Genomic DNA, 15,800 nt, shown 5'->3' on the forward strand with positions numbered 1-15,800 from the left:
CAGGCGTCTAGTACAAAGGTACAAGGACGACACCCTATGTGTTCCTACCTCCACCGAGCGCCCAATGGCGTCTATTATTTCCGCATGGGGATACCTGCGGACCTGCGTCCCTTCATGGCTGGGAAGCGGGAGATAAAGCGTTCGCTAGGTCTAAAGGACCGGGACGCCGCCAAGGCCGTGATACCCGACATGACGAAAGCGGCTCATGCCCTGCTGCGGCAAGCTGAGCGGGATCGTGACACGGCTGCGAAGCCCGTTGCCAAGCCAGCGCCTCCCAAGTCCGCCGCTGCATTGGACCGCGAGCGGAGCCGGTGGGAAGCCGAGCAAGAGCAATCCGACAATCTGGCCGATGCCCTGTTCGCCTCTGACATGGAAATTGAGCGGCTAAGCCCGATCATGGATGCCGTCGCAGCCGGGATCGAACCGGATGCGCCCGTGTCCGATATCGTCCGGGCCGGGAAGCTGGCCGTGGAGCATGAGCGGGAGACAGCCGGGGCTTTGATTGCCAGTCTTCATGCCCGCTACGGACAGAATGGCGCGTCAGCAAATCAAAATCAAGCCGTAGAGTGCCGGCCGGCTACCGACTCGGGCCTGTATCTGGACGGCAAGGTTTTGGATCGCTGGGCGACGGAGCGCGGTGTGGTCCAGAAGGGCAAGGATACACATCGGGCCGTAGCCGAGTGGTTCTATGCCCGGACTGAGCGCAAGCCGGTCGAGCGGATCACGAGGCAGGACGTGCTGGCGTTCAAAGACAAGCTGCTCGCTGAGGGGCAGTCCGTCGCCAATACGAACATGAAGCTATCCCGGCTGCGGACCCTGCTCGGCTGGGCGTACCAGAACGATCTAGCGCCAGCGAACGTAGCTGAGGGCATCAGCGTCAAGGTTGCCGACAGCGGGAAGGGCAAGCGGCTTCCCTTCGCGTTGGACGAGCTACAGGCCATTTTCGCCAGCCCAGTCTATGCCAACGGGGAGCGTCCCAAGGGCGGGAAGGGCGAGGCCGCATATTGGCTCCCGCTGCTCGGGCTATTCACCGGGGCGAGGCTGGAAGAAATGGGGCAGCTTCGCGTAACGGACGTGCAGCGCCGTGAGTATCCAGATCAAGACGGTAAGATGCTTGCGGGTTGGTTCCTGCATATTACTGAGGCTACCGACGACCGGGGGCAGGCGAACCGGATCAAGAATGCTGCCAGTGAGCGGCTAGTGCCCTTGCATCCTGAGCTAGAGCGGCTGGGCTTCATTGTGTACGTCCAGGAGCTAAAGGATCAACAGGGCAGGGTATTCCCGGACCTTGTGCCTAATATCTATGGCCGTCTGACTGCTAAGTGGGGCGAATGGTTTAGCCCCTACATGCGCACTGTCTGTGGCATTGCGGACAAGAGGAAGGTCTTTCACTCATTTCGTCATACCTTTAAGGACTACAGCCGTCGGGCTAGAATGCCAGAGGGTATTCAAAGGCAGATCATGGGGCATGCCGGTAAAGATGTGGCCGACGATTACGGCAGCGGCTATGATCTTCACAGCTTAGCGGAAGCGATGGCATCCTACCGCGTGTCGGGGCTTGACATGACCAAATCGTCTCGACTAAACGCGGCATCGACATAGCCAACGACCGTCCCGTCTGTGGCCTCGCGATCCTTCGGGTGACCGGTATGGAGCCAACGTAGTTGGCAAGGGATGATCGGACGGACGCCAGCCTAGCAGTAGGTTGAGAAAAGCGGTGACGCCTTCGGGTAGGCCGTGACGAGGACCGGATAGGGCCGAGGTTCGTCCAGCATGGTTTGAGCGGAGGGAGTCCCCAGCCCGCTCAGCAAAACCAAACATACAGATACCCGTCCGGCCCCAGCGAAGCCCGTCAGGACTCATGTGGAAGCGGTCGGGTATCTGTGGCCGGGATTGTCTATCGCCTCTCAGCGGCTCTCCTGCGGCAAATTAGACGGGGTGCCTGTTAGGCATCATAGCCGAGCGGGACGCCAGCCTCACGGCGCGCCGCCTCTCCGGTCGGTGCGATGCGGATGCCGGTTGCCGTCTGCATATAGCCCAAGTCTCCTACCGGCGTGCCGTGGGAGCGTCGGGCAGCTTCCCCGGTCTGAGCGACCCGAATGCCGGTGGCGTCCTGCCCGCCCCGGTGGGGATCATAGCCGGTCATGCTCCGCCCTGCCTGTGGGCCGCTGGGAGCCTGATTGACGAGGGTATAGCCGGTTGGACCCATGACCCACTGTGGACCCGTCGCCGGTGCCTGAGGCGGCTGCGGCCCCGCCCCTCGCGGGGACGTGGACGCTACCGGAGCGGGCGCTGCGGGAGCCTGTGCGGCGGGGCTGGGAAGGCCGTTGAAGGCGAACGAGCTATTTGCCGTCTGCCCCGGTGCGAGGGTGGTGGCGTCGGGAACATCGGGCGTTGCGGCGTAGGCTTCGGACGTGCTGCCTAGGGCATCGTCAATGGTCCAGTTGGCGGCATCGGCCTCGGTCACTTCGCCCTTGCTGATCGCCAGCGCTTTCGCATCCTCAAGGATCATGGGAGCGAGGCTGTCGAGATGGCTTTCATCACCGCTGTTATTGTAGTCCGTCAGCACCTTGTCATAGAGTGCAACCGTGGCTTCATCGCTGTTGTGGATCAGATCAACGGCAAGATGCAGAGTGTTTCCCATTGCAGGGACACGCGCAATGAAGCCGTCAATGGCATTCTTGTAGGCGATGTTGGCAGGATAGCCCTTCGCCAATTCAGCCGTAGCTGCCTGCTGTACAGTGCGGGGATTGTGACCGTGTACAGCGATCAGCGAAAGAGCCGCCTTGACCTTGATGGCCTGACGGGGAGTTAGAGCGGTCATGTGATTTCCTTAGGAATTGCGAGTGAACTTGGACGGGGCGGGAGCCGGGAGCGGCGGAACCTCGCCAATCGTCAGGACGGGCGGGATCGACCCTGAGCGGACGCAAGCGACCAGCCAGCGGTAAGCGTCCTTGAAACGGGGTGTATCGAAATGCGGACGGCCCGCCGTCTCCCACAGCGCCCGAATGTCACCGGCCATGCGGCGGGCTATGCGTTGCGCATCGTCTGGCAGGTCGTAGAGTGCAGGCGATACCAGACGGCCCCCAAGGCTAGGCCATCCTGCCTCCCGTTCCTCTGCGGCGCGGACTAGCAGCGCGGACAGGCTGGCAGCTTCACCGGGGATGAAGGCGGCGGCTAGGGCTGCATCGGCCTTGCCGCTCATGTGCCATGCAGTGACCGCTCCCCATTCGACAAAGGCTTTGGTAGCGGCGGCGTATGGGCCTGCCCTCAGCAACAGGTCATCAAACGTACGCGGTTCAACGTGCCAACGTGGCCTGTAATTGGCTGGGAATGAACGGCTAGGCTTTGGTGCCTCTCCCGTTCCCCAGTCATGCGGATCAGACATTACGCTGCAACAGCGCCCTTGAAGAACCCACGGGCCTTTCCTTGCAAGTAGATCGCGAACGCTTCCTGCGGCTTGCCGGGTGCCAGCGCCATAATCTCAGCCGGGATAGCTTCCGGTTTCTTCGTAACCAGATACTCGTAAGCATCATCGGCAAGGGCAGCGAAACCATTGCAGGAATGCGGCTTGGGAATGGTCGCGTTCACGGACATATCCCATGCGTCTTGCATGTAGTGAATGCTGAATGCCGTATCGATCAGGCTTTCGCCGGGCCGAACCTCGACGCGGATATCTGAGAAGCGGGCAAGCCGTAGATTGCGGGCCTCTACCTGTTCGTCAGCAAGCGCGGTAGCGAACCGTTCCTTCGCATCCTTCAATGCCCGGTCGAGCTTGTTAGCCGCATCAATGGCAGGCTTGCCGATTAAGTCTATAGTCGAATTTACCTTCAGCAAGTCGGCGCCAAGACTTTCAATCTCAGTGGCAATAGCAGCAAGGGTTTCAGAGTTGGTCATGGCTTTTCCTTGTATGGGTGGATTAGCGACGGGGAGCGAAAGCGCCGACGCCTAGCTTTTCATCGCGATAGTTATGGATAGTTCCGGTATCGGCATCAGCAGCGGCCATCAGCTTGGCGATAGATGGTCGGCCAGCGGGCTTACGGACTGCATATTCGGGCAGTGGAATGTTCAGCACGTCGAGGGCGAGGCGGAAGCCGCTACGGATACGGCCATCAACCTGCCCGACATGAGCAGCAATGCGGGGATCGTTCAGGCGGGTAACGTCAACATGGGTAGCGGACATGGGTTATCCTTCGAAAGGAGGGAGTAATATTGTCAAATGTTACAGAAAGATCGCCCGCTTGCACGTAAGCAAAACGGGACAAGGGTATTGTGACTATGGAAGTGGTACGCCTGCCGACTGCCAACTACGGGCAATGCTACAGTCAGCAGGCTAGCAATTGCTCAGGGCCGATGGGCTTCATTGGTTTAATGAGCAATGCGTATGGAGAGAGGCGGTTAGCATATCGTCGACATAGCTAACCACGGAACGGAACCTTGTAGGCTCGACGTTCTTACACCTCTCAGATTAGCCTAGCTATATCTCTATCGAGAAAGCCATAATCGACAGGTTCATAGCTGGACTAATCTGAAAGCTGTAGGATTGTGCATGGATTGCATTGATTGTGGCCGTAGAGTACCCATGATCTATACTGGTATAGTATGATCCTAGATATGGTAAGTTGTTGGCTGTATCCGGCGTCCCCCCGGGCCAGATAGATATCCGAATTGTTTAATTCGTTCTGGCACTATGGGAGAGCAAAACAGCCGCATGATCCTGAGTATGATTAAGCGTGGCTTGTATTGCCGGCGTCCGATACCCTGTGCCAACTAAAGATAGTCGTCACAGCCCATCGCTCTAAAGCTAGGCCTTGCGGCCCTATGGTATCTACAGTTAGGTACTGTCAGACCTGCTCCGGCTAAACGGACGCTAGCGATAATGAATGGATAATATTGCAATACGGTACTAGAAAGGACCGGGCGTGAGGGCGATGATTGCTATTGCTATACGGTCCTGAAACGATGGACGAGTTGTGCCAGAGGGGTCCGAAATGTTTCCGGCTTCGTCCGGTGCAAGAATAAGCCCCGTACAGCGCCTTCCCGGTGATCGGGCAGGGTGAGTACCCGACGCCTTCCATATCAATTCTGGCGGGCCGTTTCCGGGCGCATACGCGGGCCTTCAAGCCGCCCGCTTCTCGACCCGTTGAATGGCAGCGCGGGATACATCGTACTCGGTAGCGAGAGCGCCAAGGGAAACTCCCTCGCTACGGCGCTGGCGGATCGTGGCCTGCTGCTCGGCAGTGAGCGCCGATGGCCTGCCAAGCGTTTTTCCCTCGGCTTTCGCACGGGTCAGACCGGCTTGCGTCCGCTCTACTAGCAGGTCCCGTTCAAACTCAGCGACGGCAGCGATAACGCCCATGGTCATCTTGCCAGCGGGACTAGTCAGATCGACGCCGCCGAGGGCGAGACAATGAACCTTCACCCCCTCTTTGGCGAGGCTATCGACGGTGCTGCGAACGTCCATCGCATTGCGGCCTAACCGATCGAGCTTGGTCACGATCAGAATATCACCGGCTTCCAATCGATCTACCAGCTTGGCGAAGCCCTTGCGTTCCATAGAGGCAACGGAACCTGATACCGTCTCAGCTACGATACGCTTGGCATCGACCGTGAAGCCAGCGCCTTCAATCTCCCGAACCTGATTGTCCGTCGTCTGATCGGCAGTGCTGACGCGACAGTAAGCAAAAGTGCGAGCCATTCCGGCCTCCTGTATCGGTAACGTGCATCGCTATGTGAAGCGTATCGATTCCATGTCAACCTATATTCCGATACAATGATCCAGCTTGTATCGTAACCGGTCGATATCAATACACGCTGTCAGCAAGCGCCGTAGTCCCGCCATCGATCCGGCTGGGCTGGGGCTTGGCAGTAGTGACACGCCATGCAGGGATGGAGAACCACGCGCGATAATGCAGGTCGGGCAGGCGTGTCATAATCGTGATTGGGGAGGGGCGGCTATGGGGGAGATCGCCTTAGGTTCTATCGGAAGAGACCCTCTCGCAAATCTCTACCATTTTCAGGCCGTAGGCGGATTAGTGCCGTTTGCGACTCGACATGGAAGGCCGTGTGCATAAGGTGGCCGTTGCATTCGGGGGAGAGACAAATGAAGCTGCCTGCCGACGAAGTGAGGGCTAAGGCTTATCGAAAAGTGCCAGATGAATTTGGCGGATTGTTTCGTATAATACCGCTTAGCGACGCTACGTTCGTCGAGGCGAAAGAGTCCTTATCAAGATTAACTGAAGAAGAAATTATAGATGCCTTCGTCTGGACAAACGATTGTACCTTTCGTGGAGTCGATGTCTTATCTCTATTACGCGGAGAGAAGATAGCGGGCAATCCTCCCCGTACCCATAGAGACGACTGGGATGAGGCTGGTCAGATAGCTGGGTCTTTAAGCGAGGTTCGCCAAATAGCTGATACCGGCATACTGCGCCCGGATCGTTATCGCGATCCGCTGTTCCGAAGTGCTATTACCAGCGTCCTAATTCACCTAAAAGATCTTCTCTACAAGGCGAGAGTTGCCGGTATGCCTACTACAATCTCCGATGAGAGAGGCGATACGAACTTGCTCGACGTCATTCCGTCAGCCCGCGACGCGGCTTGTCATGTAACCTCGAAAAAGGTGCAAGTCGGTCCTTCACGGGTACGATATGGGATATCTCGCGGTCCAGACGCAGGAGCGATGATCGACGGGGTTCAGCTTGGATGTCCGTTTCCTGACGAGGTTGCTGTCTTTTTCGGCCCAAATCGAGTGTACCTCAATCGGGACATCCTTACGGCCTACCACCATTTGCGAGATTATTACGGGGATGATGGGCTTGCCTCGGATAGTACAAAAGCCTAATACAATGGTTCCGACGCTCAGGAGAATATCCTTTGTTTGTCAATGCTTACGAGTTTGCGAGCCGATCCCCCTCGGCTCCACCATTCCGTCCTGAACCTGCTATAGGTCGGGTTCCCCTCTCAAGCATATGATGCTGGTGAGAGGTTTCTCCAAGCGTAGGAAGTCTCGCGCTTCTGCTGCGGCTTGAGGTCAGGGTGCGGGAAGCCTCGCTTACCAATATTGTCCACGCTGATCTGGACTGCCGGCCAAGCCGATGCTCTCGCAGCATGCACGCCGAATGTGACGCGGTGCGTGGCGCAGCATACACTCTTAGCCGTCTCATTCTTTTGTCCGATGGGCTGGCCGCTACGCTTACCGATCGCCTCTTAAGATGAAAAGCTGAGCGCTCTGGTGCTGAAAAGGACGCTAAGCGCGCGAGAGTTTGTGAAAAGCGCCTATAGCACCCGGGACATAGACGCAGTCTTTCACGACGCTCGTTGATCGTCTTCATCCACCGCTAGGAAGCTTACGCTGCGAGGGTGCGAGGTGACCCAACGCTATGAACCGGCGCGCGGCTCTCGTTTCGGCCGCCGCAATGCGCCGCGACGTAAATCGTATGACCCCGGCGGATGGTGAACGCCCGGCGGATGGCCTAGAACCGCCAGCCATGGCGCATGATCCCCTCGTCAACCTCGATCGCGTGGTGGAGCGCCCCGCCGTGGACCCCGACACCTTCGCGCGCGAGGTTGCGCCCGACTATCGGCCGGTCGTCCTGCGGGGACAGGTCCGGCATTGGGCGGCGGTGCAAGCCGGTCGGGGCGGGGACCGCGCGATGGCCGAATATCTTGCGGGCTTCGGCGGCGGACGGCCGCTGGATGTGATGATCGGCGCGCCCGAGATCGAGGGCCGTTTTTTCTACAACAGCGACCTGTCCGGCTTCAATTTCCATCGCCAGCAGGTGCCGCTCGGCCAATTGCTGGGCGAGTTGCTGCGCTTCGCCGAACAGGATGTGGCGCAGCCGCACGCGCTGTACGCCAATGCGGCGACCGCGCCGGAGCACCTGCCGGGGTGGGACCGCGACAACGCGCTGAACCTGCCGACCGGCGATGCGCCGGCGCGCCTGTGGATCGGCAACGCCACGCGGGTCGCGACCCATTACGACCAGTCGAGCAACATCGCCTGTGTCGTGCACGGGCGCCGGCGATTCCTTCTGTTTCCGCCGGACCAGCTCGCCAACCTGTATATCGGCCCGCTGGATCAGACGATGGCGGGGCCGCCGTCCAGCATGGTCGACCCCGACGCGCCCGACCTGACGCGCTATCCGCGCTTCAAGGAGGCGTTACGGCATGCGCAGGTCGCGGAGCTGGAGCCTGGCGACGCGATCTTCGTGCCGGCGATCTGGTGGCATCACGTGCGTGCGTTCGACCGGCTGAACGTGCTGGTGAACTATTGGTGGAGCACGGAGGCGACGACTTCCCCCTTCGGTGCATTGGTGCACGCGCTGATGAGCATCCGCGACCTGCCCGCGCCCGAAAAGGCGGCGTGGCGGGCCTGGTTCGACCATTATGTCTTTGGCGACGACACCGGCAACGTCGCCGCGCACCTGCCGGACAGCGCGCGGGGCATATTAGGCAGCGCGAGCCGGCAGCGGACCGAGCGGCTGCGCGCCTTCCTCATCAGGATGCTGGGCGGGCAGGTCTAGGCGCCCTGCGACATGCGCTTCAGGATCGGGTGAAGCTGTCGACCAGCGTCGCGCGCATCCGTGCCGCCGTGGTGCGGTCCGGCGTGCCCAAAACCCCCTTCGCGTCCGCCGGCAGATGCGCGACGGGATCGCCGTTGCTCCGGAAGACGAGGTGATCGAACACGGATCGATACGCCTCGCGCTGATCGTCAGGCAGCGAGCCGATCGCGACCAGCGCGTGGAGCAGCGCGTCGTACGGATTGCCCATGCCGGACGGCGCCGGGTTCCACCAATAGTTCATGAAGGCGTTGACCGGGTCGAGCGACTCCACGGCATGCCACCAGTGAAAGGGTATGTAGATCGCGTCGCCCTGCTCCAGCGTGGCGGACCGGCCGACCTCCGCCGCTTTCGCGAACAAGGGGAAGCGGTCCAGATCGGGTTCGTCGGGATCGACCAGGCTGATCGGGGTTCCCGCCGGCGTCAGTTCCAGCGGCCCCATGTACAGGTTCGCAATCTGCTCGGGCGGAAACAGCGTGAATCGCCGCCGCCCGACGACGACCACGCCGATATTTTCCATCAGGTCGTAATGCGTGGCGACGCGGATCGCATTGCCCAGCCACATGCGCGGCACCACCGATGGCGGTAGCAGGTCGGTCGCGTTCTGCTCCGCGAAGCCGGGCAGAAGCTCGGGCAGCGGGACGGACTGGACCGCCATGGCATAAGGGCGCGCGTGATCCCGGTCGCGCAGCAGACGGTCGAGGAACGGCACGAGCGGAGACTGGCCGCGCACGAAATTGAAGCCCGTCAGGTCGTCATTGTAGAAGAAGCGGCCCTTGATCTCCGGCTCGCCCAGAATGGCCGATACCGGGCGATCGTGGCTGAAGCGCTTGAGATAGGCGATCGCGCTGTCGATGGACTGGCGCGCCGCCTGCACCGCCGGCCAGCCGGCCGCGAAGCCGCGCAGCACCACCGGCTGCGCGGCGGGGCGCACCTCCTGCTCGAAGGCGCGGCGGTCGATGTTCGCGATCTCTGCGATGGGTGCGTAGGTCATGACCTGATGCCGGCATGATGAAGGGTGCAGCCTATCTGGCCGAGATAATCGTCCTGCATCGGCATGATGGATGCCGTGTCGGCCACCACCTGGCGGATGTGGTGGAGGCGGGACAGCGTCTCGTCATCCGACAGCAGGTCCGCGGCGGGATGATAGTCGCCGGGCAGCACGCCCTGTCCGACCATGACCGACAGCCAGCTCGTCTCCGTGAACAGCTCGTCATGGTTGCGGAAGATGCGGCCATTGGCGCGGAAGATGGCAAGCTTTTCGGCCAGCCCGGGCGGCGGCTCCAGCGTTCGGCAATAGGTCCAGAACGGCGTGTCGTCCCGCTCCGTGGCGCGGTAATGCAGCAGCAGGAAGTCGCGGATGTCGACGTAATCGGCGACATGCGCGGCGTTGAACCGGTCGATCTCCCGCTGGTCGAAACGGCGGTTCGGCCAATAGGTCAGCAGGCGGGCGATGGCGGACTGGACCAGGTGGATGCTGGTCGATTCCAGCGGCTCCAGGAAGCCACCGGCCAGGCCCAGGGCGACGACGTTGCCGACCCAGGCGCTGCGGCGATGACCCGCCGTGAAACGCAGCTGACGTGGCTCCGCGAGCGGCGTGCCGTCCAGATGGACGAGCAGCGTGGCCGTGGCCTCGTCGTCGGAGATATGCTGGGACGCGTAGACGTAACCGTTGCCGATCCGGTGCTGCAACGGAATGCGCCATTGCCAGCCCGCTCCGCGCGCGGTCGATCGGGTCAGCGGCTGGCGGTCGCCGCCATTCTCGCACGGCACCGCCACGGCACGGTCGCAGGGCAGCCAGCGTGTCCAATCCTCGAACCCGGCCTCCATCGCGCCCTCGATCAACAGGCCCTTGAAGCCCGAACAGTCGAGGAACAGATCGCCTTCCACCCGCTGTCCGGATTGCAGCAGCACGGCGGCGACATGACCCGTGGTCCCATCGCGCTCGACATCGACGATGCGCCCCTCGGTCCGGACCACGCCATGGCCCTCCGCCCGGCGCCGCAGGAACCGTGCGTAGAGGCCGGCATCGAACTGGAACGCGTATCCGATCTTGGACAGGGGCGAGCCGGGCTGATCGGGCCGGGGATGCGCGAACCGCCCTTGCAGCCCCCCGACGATGCACAACGAATAATCGTCGAGCGGCGCGTGCTGTCCCAGCGCCTGGCCCTTGAGCCAGAAATGGTGGAACTCGATCCCCTTCATGTCGAGGCCGTAAAAGCCGAAGGGGTGGACGTAGCGGTGCCCCGGCCTCAGCCAGTCGACGAACTCGATGCCCAGCTTGTACGTCGCGCGTGTTTCGCGCACGAACTCCGCTTCGTCGATGCCGAGCATCTGGTTGAAGAGGACGATCTGGGGAATGGTCGCCTCGCCGACGCCCACGGTGCCGATCTCTTCGGATTCGACGAGCTCGATGGACAGGCCGGGCATCTCGCCCAGCACGCGGGAGATCGCGGCGGCGGCCATCCATCCCGCCGTGCCGCCGCCCACGATCACGACACGGCGGATGGCATCCCGTCTCACAGCGGCGTGGCCGAGAAGTTGAACGGAGTCTCGGACGCGAAGGAGAATTGCGGCTCCCCCGCTGGCACGGGCGTAGGGGCCGGTTGCGGTGCGTTGGCCGGGCCCGCGCCGGTATGGCGCAGGAAGTCGCCATGTCCGGGCAGTTGCGCCTCCACCTGCAGATAGCCCTGCCGCATCTGTTCCATCGCGGCGGCGACCTTGTCCTCGTCCAGCGCGTCGGCGGCGGGCTCGTGCTCCTCCGGCACGACGTGCTGGCCCAGGCAGACCGACACCCAGCTGGTCGTCGCGAACAGTTCCGCCGCGTCGCGGAAGATGCGCCCCTTCGCCCGGAACAGGTCGATCTTGCGTTGCAGGCTGTCGGGCACCGACATGGTGCGGCACCGGTCCCAGAACGGCGTGTCCGTCCTTCGTGTCGCCTTGTAATGCAGGATCACGAAATCGCGCACGTCCTCGTACAGGTCGCGCATCTGACGGTTGTATTCGTCGCGCTCGACCGGGTTGAAGCGACGGTCGGGGAACAGCGCGACCAGCCGGGCGATACCCGACTGGATCAGGTGGATCGACGTCGACTCCAGCGGTTCCACAAAACCGGACGACAGGCCGAGCGCGACGACGTTGCGGTTCCACGCCAGCTTGCGCCGTCCGGTCGTGAAGGACAGATGGCGCGGGTCGGCGATCGGCTCCCCCTCCAGATTGCCGAGCAACTCGCGCTCCGCCGCATCGGCCGTCATGAATTCGCTGCAATAGACCAGGCCGTTGCCCATCCGGTGTTGCAGGGGAATGCGCCATTGCCAGCCGGCACCACGTGCGGTCGCGCGGGTGAACGGGTCCGGGTCGCCATGATACCGGCTGGGCACTGCGACCGCCCGGTCGCAGGGCAGCCAGTGTCGCCAATCCTCGTACCCCGTGGCGAGCGCTTCCTCGATCAGCAGGCCGCGGAACCCGGAGCAGTCGATGAACAACTCGCCCTCGACGGACCGGCCGCCCTCCAGCGTCACGGCGGTGACATGGCCGTCGTCGGGCCGCACGGTCACGTCGACGACCTTGCCCTCGATCCGCTGCACGCCATTGTCCTCGGCATAGCGCCGCAGGAAACGCGCATAGAGCCCGGCGTCGAAATGGTACGCGTACATCAGCTCCTTGACCGCCGACTGCGCCCCCTCGGCCGGGCGGGCGAACTTGCCGGCCTGTGCCGCGACCGCGCTCATCGACCAGGCGGAGATGTCCTGCATCACTCGCCGCCTGCGTTCGCGCAGGTAGAGCTGGTGGAAGTGCACGCCGCCCAGGTCGTGGCCATGCGCGCCGAACGGGTGGAAATAGCGTTCGCCGATATCGCCCCATCCGGCGAACTCGATGCCAAGCTTGTACGTGCCGCCGGTTTCCCGGATGAACTGGTTCTCGTCGATGCCAAGCATGCGGTTGAAGGTGAGGAGCGGGGGGATAGTCGCCTCTCCGACGCCGACCGTGGCGATCTCCTCCGATTCGACCAGGGTGATGCGCGTCACGCCGTTGTTGAGGAACCGGGAAAGGGCAGCGGCGGCCATCCAGCCGGCAGTGCCCCCGCCGACAATGACCACGTTGCGGATGGTGTGCTCGTTCATCGAACAATTCGTCTCGATTGGGCCGCCATATGGTCAGCGGCAGTGGGGAAGTGGGCGACCGACCGCGCGATGGCTGCGCGGTATGCGGCCATGGCGGCGTCGGACCGGTCGGGCGGCGTGCCGTCGATCAGCGGGTCCACCTGTCGCGGCAGCATGCCCTGGCCGAGCAGAACGGCCAGCCAGCTGTCGCGGGTAAAGGTCTCCTCCTCGAAGAAGGGCAGGCGACCCCGTTCCGCGAACAGGCGAAGGGTCCGCTCTAGGCTGGGCGGCAGATCGGCGGCGATCTGCCAGAACGGCTCCGGCCGCCGCGCGACGGCATAATGGCACAGGACGAAGTCGCGGACGCGCGTGGTTTCGGCCTGGGTCTGTCGATTATAGTCCGCAGTCTCCAGCGGATGACAGGCGCGGCCCGGCATCATCGCGATGATCCGGTCGATCGCGCTGTGGGCGAGGTGGAGGTTGGTCCATTCCAGCGGCTCGATCACCGTCGCCGCATCGCCGATCGCGACGCAGTTCCGTACCCATGGATCGGTGCGCGTGCCCTGCCGAAAGCATATCGTTTCCGCCGTCGAGACTCCGCCCGCCTCGGTCAGACGATCGGCCGCTTCCGCATCGCCAAGGTCGGCGCTGGCATAGCAGATGCCGTGCAGAACCCGCCCCGGTGCGTCGACCCGCCACTGCCACCCCGCGGCCAGCGCCGTGACATGGTCGAGCGGCGACACGGCCCCGGCGGGCACCTCTGCCTGCATGATGCGGTCGCAGCGCAGCCACGCGCTCCAGTCTTCCCACTCGGCGTCGATGGCGGTGCGCAAGGTCGCGGTCGGCCCGGTCGCGTCGACGAACAGGTCGGCCTCTACCATGCCGCCGTCGCCCAGCAGGAGGGCGTCGATGAAACCGTCCGCGCCTCTCAGCCGCACCTCTCTCACTTCGCCATCGCGTACCTCCAGCCCGAGGTGGCGACCGAACGCGCGCAGCATCTGCTCGTAACGCGGGAGGTCGAGCACCAACCCGGCCTGCACCCCTGCGAATGGCGAACCCGGCTCCATGTCCGGCGGCGCGATGCGTCCCGCGCGGGCGAGCATGGCGGACGGTGCGTGTTCGTCGAATGGGGCGGCCGTGCCACCACGCGCTGCGCGTACCCAGTGGTGGTGGAAGGATGCCGTGCCGAACGGCTGTCCATAGGCGCCATAGGCATGGACATAGGGCGGGCTTCCCTGCGCCCAGCCGTCGAACCGTGTGCCCAGCCGCCACCCGCTGCCCGCCCGAACCACGGCGTCATCCTCGCCCAGCCCCAGGTCGTCGTGAAATCCGATGGCGGAGGGCAGGGTGCAGGCCATGCGATCGGCCAGCGCATCCGGGGACGGCGGCGTGGCCACCAGCGTCACCCGCACACCGGGCAGGCGACGCCTGATCGCCACGGCGGCGGACCAGGCGACGATGCCGCCACCGACCACGGCCACGCTGCGCAGCGGATCGTCGAGCATCGTCACGCGGCCGCCGACATCGGGCAATAGCGGTCGAGATAAGCGAGGTGGTCCGGCATCGCGACGGCAGCGGCACGGATCTCCGCCTCCAGCGCCTTCATCCCGGCGATCAGGCTATCGGCACTTGGCGTCTCTGCGCGGGGATCATGGCCGGCGGGCAGCACACGCTGACCCAGATACACGGACACCCAGCTTGCATCCAGGAAGGCGCCTTCGCGGTATTTCACGACCCGGCCGCGGCGGCGGAACAGGTCCATCTTCTCGGCCAGGCTGTCCGGGATGGGCATGGTGCGCACGTAGTTCCAGAACTCGGAATCGTCGCGCTGGGTGGCGTGGTAATGCAGGATCAGGAAATCGCGCACCCGATCATATTCCATGTCCACGATGCGATTGAACTCGTCCCGATCCACGTCCGAGACGTGTCGTTCGGGGAACAGCTCGATCAACGCCGTGATCGCCTGTTGCACCAGATAGATGCTGGTCGATTCTAGCGGCTCCAGGAACCCGCCCGACAGCCCCACCGCGATGACGTTGTTCACCCAGCTCCGCTCGCGACGGCCGGCCTTAAAGCGCAGGACGCGCGGTTCGGCCAGCGCGACACCCTCGACCGCACCGCGCAGCGCGTCCATCGCCTGCTGATCCGACACGAAATCGCTGGCGAAGACGTATCCATTGCCGGTGCGGTGCTGCAACGGGATGCGCCAGCGCCACCCCGCCGGCATGGCGATCGCGCTGGTATAGGGGGTCACGGCCGTCGCCGTTCGGCACGGCATCGCCACCGCGCGGTCCGCGGGCAACCAGCGCGACCAGTCCTGGAAAGGCTCCCCCAATGTCTTGCCGATCAGGAGGGACGCGAAGCCGGAACAGTCGACGAACAGGTCCCCCTCGACCGTGCGGCCGTCCTCCAGGACCAGCGCGGAGACATCGCCGCTTTCGCCGTCGCGCCGCACGTCGACGATCCGACCCTCCGTGCGACCGGCGCCGAGTTGTTCCGCAAAGCGACGCAGATAAGGCGCGAACGCCACGGCATCGAATTGATAGGCATAGCCGAAGGTCGAGGTGATCTGGCGCCCGTCGTTCGAGGGCAAGGCGAAGCGGTTCGTGCGCGCCAGCGTGCAGGCCATCGAGAACGCCTCGATCGGCGGCATCTGTACGCCCGCGTGCAGCAGCCTGGCATAGTAATGGTGGAACTGGACGTCGCCGCTGCCGCGTCCGAAGGTGCCGAACGGGTGGATGTAGCTGTCCCCGATGCGTGCCCAGTCGCGAAACTCGATGCCCAGCTTGAACGTCGCGCGGGTGGCGGCCATGAACTCGGCCTCCGCGATCCCGAGCCGTTCGTTGAACGCGCGGATGTGCGGCAACGTGGCCTCGCCAACGCCGACGATGCCGATCGCCTCCGATTCGACCAGATGCACCTGGCAGCGATGCGGCAGCAGGCGGACGAGCGCGGCGGCGGTCATCCAGCCGGACGTGCCGCCCCCGACCACCACGACACGCTGCAGATCCGGCTCCGCCATCGGCCCACTTCCTCTCGGCGCGCGGCTTCGTGGCCGTGCGCTGCCCCGGGTTCATATCAGGTGATCGCGGGTTGGCTAGGCCGCTCTGTGCCCGACAAGACGCAGTTGAATAAA

Annotated in this window: 13 protein-coding genes; 3 read left to right on the forward strand and 10 right to left on the reverse strand. The window is 63.2% G+C overall.

Annotated features, from left to right (window positions below):
- The first annotated feature begins 36 nt into the window (after positions 1-36).
- The gene (locus BMX37_RS09360; protein ID WP_139198060.1) at positions 37-1,602 is read left to right on the forward strand and encodes a site-specific integrase; all 1,566 of its coding nucleotides are present in this window, start codon (positions 37-39) and stop codon (positions 1,600-1,602) included.
- 343 nt (positions 1,603-1,945) lie between these two features.
- On the opposite strand, the gene BMX37_RS09365 is transcribed toward BMX37_RS09360, so the two are convergent.
- The 5 genes from BMX37_RS09365 to BMX37_RS09380 all read right to left on the reverse strand — a co-directional run bounded on the left by BMX37_RS09365 (position 1,946) and on the right by BMX37_RS09380 (position 5,698).
- Positions 1,946-2,824 (reverse strand): hypothetical protein, encoded by an 879-nt coding sequence (locus tag BMX37_RS09365; protein WP_139198061.1) that lies wholly within the window; start codon positions 2,822-2,824, stop codon positions 1,946-1,948.
- A 9-nt stretch (positions 2,825-2,833) separates the two neighbouring features.
- Positions 2,834-3,205 (reverse strand): hypothetical protein, encoded by a 372-nt coding sequence (locus tag BMX37_RS18495; RefSeq protein WP_139198062.1) that lies wholly within the window; start codon positions 3,203-3,205, stop codon positions 2,834-2,836.
- 182 nt (positions 3,206-3,387) lie between these two features.
- Positions 3,388-3,897, reverse strand: a complete 510-nt coding sequence (locus BMX37_RS09370; RefSeq protein ID WP_093665482.1) for a hypothetical protein — start codon at positions 3,895-3,897, stop codon at positions 3,388-3,390.
- 22 nt (positions 3,898-3,919) lie between these two features.
- Complete coding sequence (locus BMX37_RS18500) at positions 3,920-4,183, reverse strand: hypothetical protein (RefSeq protein WP_139198063.1); 264 nt, start codon at positions 4,181-4,183, stop codon at positions 3,920-3,922.
- A gap of 936 nt (positions 4,184-5,119) precedes the next feature.
- Positions 5,120-5,698, reverse strand: coding sequence for a recombinase family protein (locus BMX37_RS09380; RefSeq protein WP_093665484.1), 579 nt, complete (start codon positions 5,696-5,698; stop codon positions 5,120-5,122).
- A gap of 405 nt (positions 5,699-6,103) precedes the next feature.
- Here BMX37_RS09380 and BMX37_RS18505 point away from each other — a divergent pair, with 405 nt between their 5' ends.
- Both BMX37_RS18505 and BMX37_RS09385 read left to right on the forward strand, forming a co-directional pair.
- Positions 6,104-6,844, forward strand: coding sequence for a hypothetical protein (locus tag BMX37_RS18505; RefSeq protein ID WP_139198064.1), 741 nt, complete (start codon positions 6,104-6,106; stop codon positions 6,842-6,844).
- 646 nt (positions 6,845-7,490) lie between these two features.
- Positions 7,491-8,525 (forward strand): cupin-like domain-containing protein, encoded by a 1,035-nt coding sequence (locus BMX37_RS09385; RefSeq protein ID WP_093665485.1) that lies wholly within the window; start codon positions 7,491-7,493, stop codon positions 8,523-8,525.
- Between the two features lie 19 nt (positions 8,526-8,544).
- Here BMX37_RS09385 and BMX37_RS09390 read toward each other — a convergent pair whose 3' ends face one another.
- From BMX37_RS09390 to BMX37_RS09410, 5 genes are read right to left on the reverse strand one after another with little or no spacing between them, the layout of a single operon-like run.
- Positions 8,545-9,555, reverse strand: coding sequence for a cupin-like domain-containing protein (locus BMX37_RS09390; protein WP_093665486.1), 1,011 nt, complete (start codon positions 9,553-9,555; stop codon positions 8,545-8,547).
- Positions 9,552-11,084, reverse strand: coding sequence for a tryptophan halogenase family protein (locus BMX37_RS09395; RefSeq protein ID WP_093665487.1), 1,533 nt, complete (start codon positions 11,082-11,084; stop codon positions 9,552-9,554). Before BMX37_RS09395 ends, BMX37_RS09390 begins: the two co-directional genes overlap by 4 nt.
- Positions 11,081-12,685: a tryptophan halogenase family protein gene (locus BMX37_RS09400; protein WP_093665488.1), complete on the reverse strand. Its 1,605-nt coding sequence runs from the start codon at positions 12,683-12,685 to the stop codon at positions 11,081-11,083. Before BMX37_RS09400 ends, BMX37_RS09395 begins: the two co-directional genes overlap by 4 nt.
- The gene (locus tag BMX37_RS09405) at positions 12,682-14,169 is read right to left on the reverse strand and encodes a tryptophan halogenase family protein (RefSeq protein WP_093665651.1); all 1,488 of its coding nucleotides are present in this window, start codon (positions 14,167-14,169) and stop codon (positions 12,682-12,684) included. Before BMX37_RS09405 ends, BMX37_RS09400 begins: the two co-directional genes overlap by 4 nt.
- Before the next feature lie 2 nt (positions 14,170-14,171).
- On the reverse strand, positions 14,172-15,686 hold the full coding sequence (locus BMX37_RS09410; RefSeq protein ID WP_093665489.1) for a tryptophan halogenase family protein: 1,515 nt from the start codon (positions 15,684-15,686) through the stop codon (positions 14,172-14,174).
- Between the last annotated feature and the right edge of the window lie 114 nt (positions 15,687-15,800).

Source organism: Sphingomonas gellani, from assembly GCF_900110035.1.
Lineage (GTDB): Bacteria > Pseudomonadota > Alphaproteobacteria > Sphingomonadales > Sphingomonadaceae > Sphingomonas > Sphingomonas gellani.